Source organism: Aestuariivita sp., from assembly GCF_049276915.1.
Lineage (GTDB): Bacteria > Pseudomonadota > Alphaproteobacteria > Rhodobacterales > Rhodobacteraceae > Aestuariivita.
In genome coordinates this window covers 1-5,098 of the sequence record NZ_JBASXK010000091.1, presented here as the reverse complement: position 1 = coordinate 5,098, position 5,098 = coordinate 1, and the positions used below count along the sequence as shown (strand labels likewise).

Below are 5,098 nucleotides of genomic sequence, written 5' to 3'. Positions count from 1 at the left end.
GTTCCTGACCATCCGGCACATCCGCAAGGAACGCCGCATAGGACGTTTCCTGTGCAATGGCACGCCAGGCTGCAAAATCCTCAGGCGTCATTTCCGCGATTTCGACACCTGCATTGCGGAAGACTTCGACGGACGCGGCATCCTGCTTCTTGGCTTCTTCAAGATAGAAGGCCTCGGCCTTGGCGGATGCCTCCAGCAGGGCGGCTTGCTGTGCTTCGTTCAGACCTTCAAAGGTCGACTTGTTCATCAACAGCGGCTGATACATGAACCACAGCGCGACATCGGCTGCAGGCGTATAGCACGCGACCTGCTCATAGATGCGGAACGACACGAAAGACGAAGACGAGGTGTTCGCTGCATCCAGAACGCCGGTCTGCATGGCGTTATAGATCTCGGATGAGGCCATCGACGCGATCGACGCGCCCGCACCTGCCAGCATCTGCTCGAACGCCTTGCCCGCTGCGCGGGTCTGCAGTCCGGCAATGTCTTCGGGCTTGGTGATGCACTTGTCCTTGCCTGCAAAACCGCCGGCCAGATAGCCATGTACCAGAACCATCACATCATCGTCGGCCATTTTCTCTTCAAGCTTGGCCATGAAGGGGCTATCGGACAGACGCGCGGCGTGGTCGTGGTTCTTTACCAGACCCGGCATCAGCGTCAGGTTGAACGCCGGTTGCTGACCGCCCGCATAGCTGAGGGGAAGAACCGTCATGTCCAACTGACCGCGCGACAGCGGCCTGTATTGCTCACGCGCCTTGAACAGCGACTGGGTTGGGAAAATCTGGATCGTGAGATCCACATTCGCGGCGGCCACATCATCGGCGATCATCTGCGCAACCTGGTGGCGCACATCCTTGTCCGACCACTGATGTGAAAGACGCAGTTCTGTCGCGCTGGCAGCCAGAGCACTGACGAAAAGCGCGGTAGCTGCCACTGTGGCAGTCAATTTCTTGTTCATTGGGTTCCTCCCTAAGAATTCCCGATTCGACACCGGGCCCTACGTTACGATAACCCGAATGTTTTCCACGTCAAATTTTTTGTATACAACAAGTGAATTGTTGCACGATAAGCCGGCAGGCCTTATATACAACTCATGGACAGAAAACGATCCGATATCATCGCAGACGAGATCGAAGGCCTGATCTTCGATGGGACGTTCGGTGACGGTGAACGGCTCGACGAAGTCCAGTTGGCCGAACGGTTCAAGGTCTCCAGAACCCCTGTTCGCGAAGCGTTCCAAAGGCTTGCGCAAACCGGCCTTGTCGAACAGTTGCCCCGCCGGGGGGTGTTCGTGCGCCAGCCCGGCCCCATCGAACTGATCAACATGTTCGAAGTCATGGCAGAACTCGAATCCGTCTGCGCCAGACTGGCGGCGGTGCGCATCACCGATGAGGCGCTCAAGGACCTGCATGACACCAATGCGCGCTGCAACCAGGCGGTTCTTGCGCAGGATTCAGATGGCTATTTCCGCGAAAACGAGCGGTTTCACGCGATATTGTACCGTCAGTCAGGCAATGCCTTCCTGGAACAGGAATGCCTGAGACTGCACCGGCGTCTGCAGCCATTTCGAAGGCTCCAGCTGCGCCTGCGCGGGCGGCTCAAACAATCCATGCAAGAGCATGAGAATATCGTCGCAGCACTTGAAGATGGCGACGGCGCACGCGCGGCAGATGCCATCCGCGACCACGTCGCCGTTCAGGGCGAAAAGTTCCACCACCTGATCGCAAGCCTCAAACCCGCCGCCTGAGACCACCGGTCTGCAGGATCTGTTGCATTCCCCGCAATTGGCTCGCATCCTCGCGCCATTGGCAGGAGGCCCCCCATGCAGCGTACCCCCTTCACCCGCCGGTCCCGGCAGCTTTCGGCAGGCCGGTCATGACCAGAGATACAGCCGCGCTCTTCGTGCAGAATGACGCAAAAGGCGAGGTTCTCACCTGTCGCGAAGGTCTCAGCTTCTGGGGCGGGGTCGACCCCGACACGGGCCGGATCATCGACGCCCATCACCCCGATCACGGAGCATCACTTGCAGGGCGGATCGTCTTGATGCCAACCTCGCGCGGATCCTGCAGCGGCAGCGGTGTGTTGCTGCAACTGGCGCGCAACGGATGCGCGCCCGCCGCACTTGTCTTTCGCGAGGCCGAAGACATCCTGACGCTGGGTGCCGTGATCGCGCAGCGGCTGTTTGACCGGCCCGTGGCGGTGCTGCGCCTGTCGCCTGCGATCTATGACGCAGTGTCCCGGGCAAAAACGGCAGAGATCACCGGCGACGCGCTCAGCTTTGATGACCAATCCGTCCCCTTGTTGCGCCCCGACACCCTGGCCCTGCGCCTCAGTGACGCCGACAAGGCCCTGCTGGACGGTCAGGACGGCCCCGCGCGCCAGATCGCGATGGAGGTGCTGTGCCTCATGGCCGCAGCCCAGGGCGCGGATGAGCTGATCGACGTCTCGCGCGGGCATATCGACGGCTGTATTCTGGCCCATGACGCCAATCTGGATTTCGCTGAGAAAATGCACCAGATGGGGGCCAGAACCTGCATACCGACCACGATCAATGCCATTTCCGTCGACCGGGAAAACTGGACCCGCCAGGGCGTTGTGCCGGATTTCGGCCGAAAGGCCAGCCGCCTTGCGGATGCCTATGTCAACATGGGCGCGCGCCCCACATTCACCTGTGCCCCCTATCTGCTGGACGATGCGCCCCACCAGAACGAGGCCATCGGCTGGTCGGAATCCAACGCGGTCATCTATGCCAATTCGGTGCTGGGCGCGCGCACGCAGAAACATCCCGACTATCTTGATCTCTTCATCGCCATGACAGGCCGCGCCCCCAATACAGGCGTCTATCTTGCCGAAAACCGCCGGGCCGTGTGCCAGCTGCACGTCACCCTGCCCGACACATTCGACGATGCCATATGGCCCATGCTGGGGTGGCTGGCGGGCGCGAAATCTCCCAACGGGATTGCGCTGTTGACGGGGCTCGAGTCCGTGTCCGCCTCGCCGGACGATCTCAAGGCGCTCTGCGCGGCGTTCGGGACAACATCCGCCGCCCCCATGCTGCATGTGCGCGGGCATACACCCGAAGGCCACCTGCCCCCCGCCGAGGGTGCCACCGGGCTTGAGATCACCCCCACGGACCTTGCCACCCTCTGGCAGGAGTTCAACGCAGGCGGCGACAAGATCGATCTGGTCGCCATCGGCAGCCCGCATGCCTCGGCCTCGGAATGTCTGGGCTTTGCCGATTTGCTGGCGGACCGGACCTGCCATCCCGACACGCGCACGATCGTGACGGTTGGGCGCAACACCCTTGCCGACCTTGAGGCCAATGGCACTCTGGCTCGGCTTCACGCAGCAGGTGCCACGGTCATTCCCGACATCTGCTGGTGCTCGATCACCGAACCGGTGTTTCCGGTCGAAGCCGCAGTGCTGATGACGAATTCGGGAAAATACGCCCATTACGGCAAGGGCCTGACAGGGCGCGATCTCAGATTTGGCAGCCTGGCCGACTGCGCTCAGGCCGCGACAAGCGGGCGGGCGCGTTCGGGTCTGCCCTCCTGGCTGCAGCCCGCACCCTAAAGAGGCGAGGGCCCCAGCAGCCCGGCATCGGCCAATTGCTCGTGATCGGGCAGATCGCGCAGGTCTTGCAAACCAAAGGCAACCAGAAACATCTCGGTCGTCACGAACGTATAGGGCGCACCGCGCTGCGGGCTGCGCGGCCCCGTGGCGATCAGGTCCCGCGCATGCAGCCGCCCGATCAGATCGCGGCTGATCTCCTTGCCGAATATCTCCTTCAGCCCGTCGCGGGTGATCGGCTGATGATAGGCGATGGCCGCCAGCACCGCGATATCCCGCTCACTCAGATCCAGATCCTGCATCCCCGCATCCGCCGCGGCCCGGATCGCCGCGCCATAGGCAGGACGGGTGCGCAGGATCCACCCGCCCCCCACCAAGGCCAGCTCATAGGGCCGCCCCTCAAGATCGGCCGCCAGGTCTTCGATCAGAAGCTCGACCGACGCCCCCTGCCCGACCACCCGCGCCAGATCATCCCGCGCAACCGGCGCGGCGCTGGCAAACAGAACCGCCTCGATCCGGCGCATCCATTCGCGCCAGCGCAACTCGGGCAGCAGGTCGGACAACTCGCGGTCAAGCTCTGGCGCGCTGCGGTCCCTTGCCATCTCAGACCCCATACAGCCGGAACGAGTCGCGCCCGGTCATCTCGCGCACCACCCCAAGATCAACAAGCCGATCACAAAACCGCCGCGCCGCGCGATCCGACATCAACGATGTCAGCGCCGCCGGGGCCAGAACATCGCGGGTCAGGAACAAACCAACCGCCTCGTGCGCGCCTTTTGCGCGCAGTTTCGGTGCAACAGACTCTAATCTGGCCACACGCCGGGACAGATCGGCCCCCCTGTGAACCGCAGTACGGCAGCCGCTCAGAACCGCCCCGTGCACCGCGGCGCGCAAATCCTCTCCCGACATCCTCAGATCACGGGACTTGAGCCCCCCGGCCAGCAGCGGCAGGATATGGTCCCAGCCCAAAGCCCGCGCCAGAGCCGCATCCGCCAGTATTAGAGCCACATCTTCGCCGCGAGGCAGATCGCTCAGCACCGCCTCAAGCACCCGCGCCGCCTGATCGATCGGCGCACCCTGCCCCGCGTCCAGCCAGACCGCGATCTGATCCGCGCCCTGCGCTGGCAACGCCTGTTGCAGCGCGCGCAGCGAAATCGGGCGCGCTACCGACCTTTGCCAGGCCAGATAGACCGCACCCGCCGGGCCCGGATGATCACCGGCGCGCAACAAATGCACCGCGTCACGCAGGTCTGCAGCCGTTTCGCGCCGCCCTGACAGCGCCACACAGGCCTCGGCCGCCTCCAAAGCCAGACGCTGGCGCAACAAGGCATGGGGCAGCCCGGGTTGACGAAGCGCAAGATGCAGTGTCGCCAGCGCAACACCTGACAAAAACGCAACATCTTCAAGGGTTTCTGCACGAACAGAGGTGACCCAGCCCGGCAGAAGGGCTATGGTCATCGCGTCGGGATCGGGAATGTCTCTGGCAGCCGTCATTCCCTGAGTCTAAATCACTCAGGCGCTTTTCGCC

The 5,098-nt window shown here is 63.0% G+C and carries 5 protein-coding genes; 2 read left to right on the top strand and 3 right to left on the bottom strand.

The window, feature by feature from the left end:
• Positions 1-958, bottom strand: a 958-nt coding sequence (gene dctP / locus WAO69_RS09845; RefSeq protein ID WP_422178537.1) for a TRAP transporter substrate-binding protein DctP, incomplete at its 3' end; no start/stop codon positions are given.
• A 135-nt stretch (positions 959-1,093) separates the two neighbouring features.
• On the opposite strand from dctP, the gene WAO69_RS09840 reads away from it, so the two are divergent.
• Together WAO69_RS09840 and WAO69_RS09835 are read left to right on the top strand one after the other, a co-directional pair.
• Positions 1,094-1,747: a GntR family transcriptional regulator gene (locus WAO69_RS09840; protein WP_422178535.1), complete on the top strand. Its 654-nt coding sequence runs from the start codon at positions 1,094-1,096 to the stop codon at positions 1,745-1,747.
• A gap of 128 nt (positions 1,748-1,875) precedes the next feature.
• Positions 1,876-3,573: an aconitase X gene (locus WAO69_RS09835; protein ID WP_422178533.1), complete on the top strand. Its 1,698-nt coding sequence runs from the start codon at positions 1,876-1,878 to the stop codon at positions 3,571-3,573.
• On the opposite strand, the gene scpB is transcribed toward WAO69_RS09835, so the two are convergent.
• Together scpB and WAO69_RS09825 are read right to left on the bottom strand one after the other, a co-directional pair.
• Positions 3,570-4,172: an SMC-Scp complex subunit ScpB gene (gene scpB, locus WAO69_RS09830; RefSeq protein WP_422178531.1), complete on the bottom strand. Its 603-nt coding sequence runs from the start codon at positions 4,170-4,172 to the stop codon at positions 3,570-3,572. The genes WAO69_RS09835 and scpB overlap by 4 nt on opposite strands.
• Before the next feature lies 1 nt (position 4,173).
• Positions 4,174-5,064: a DUF1403 family protein gene (locus WAO69_RS09825; RefSeq protein ID WP_422178529.1), complete on the bottom strand. Its 891-nt coding sequence runs from the start codon at positions 5,062-5,064 to the stop codon at positions 4,174-4,176.
• Between the last annotated feature and the right edge of the window lie 34 nt (positions 5,065-5,098).

What these genes read in the sequence shown, in the direction of transcription:
- WAO69_RS09840 (WP_422178535.1), top strand. Translation starts at nt 1,094, where the DNA reads ATGGACAGAAAACGATCCGATATCATCGCAGACGAGATCGAAGGCCTG.
- WAO69_RS09835 (WP_422178533.1), top strand. Translation starts at nt 1,876, where the DNA reads ATGACCAGAGATACAGCCGCGCTCTTCGTGCAGAATGACGCAAAAGGC.
- scpB (WP_422178531.1), bottom strand. Translation starts at nt 4,172, where the DNA reads ATGGCAAGGGACCGCAGCGCGCCAGAGCTTGACCGCGAGTTGTCCGAC.
- WAO69_RS09825 (WP_422178529.1), bottom strand. Translation starts at nt 5,064, where the DNA reads ATGACGGCTGCCAGAGACATTCCCGATCCCGACGCGATGACCATAGCC.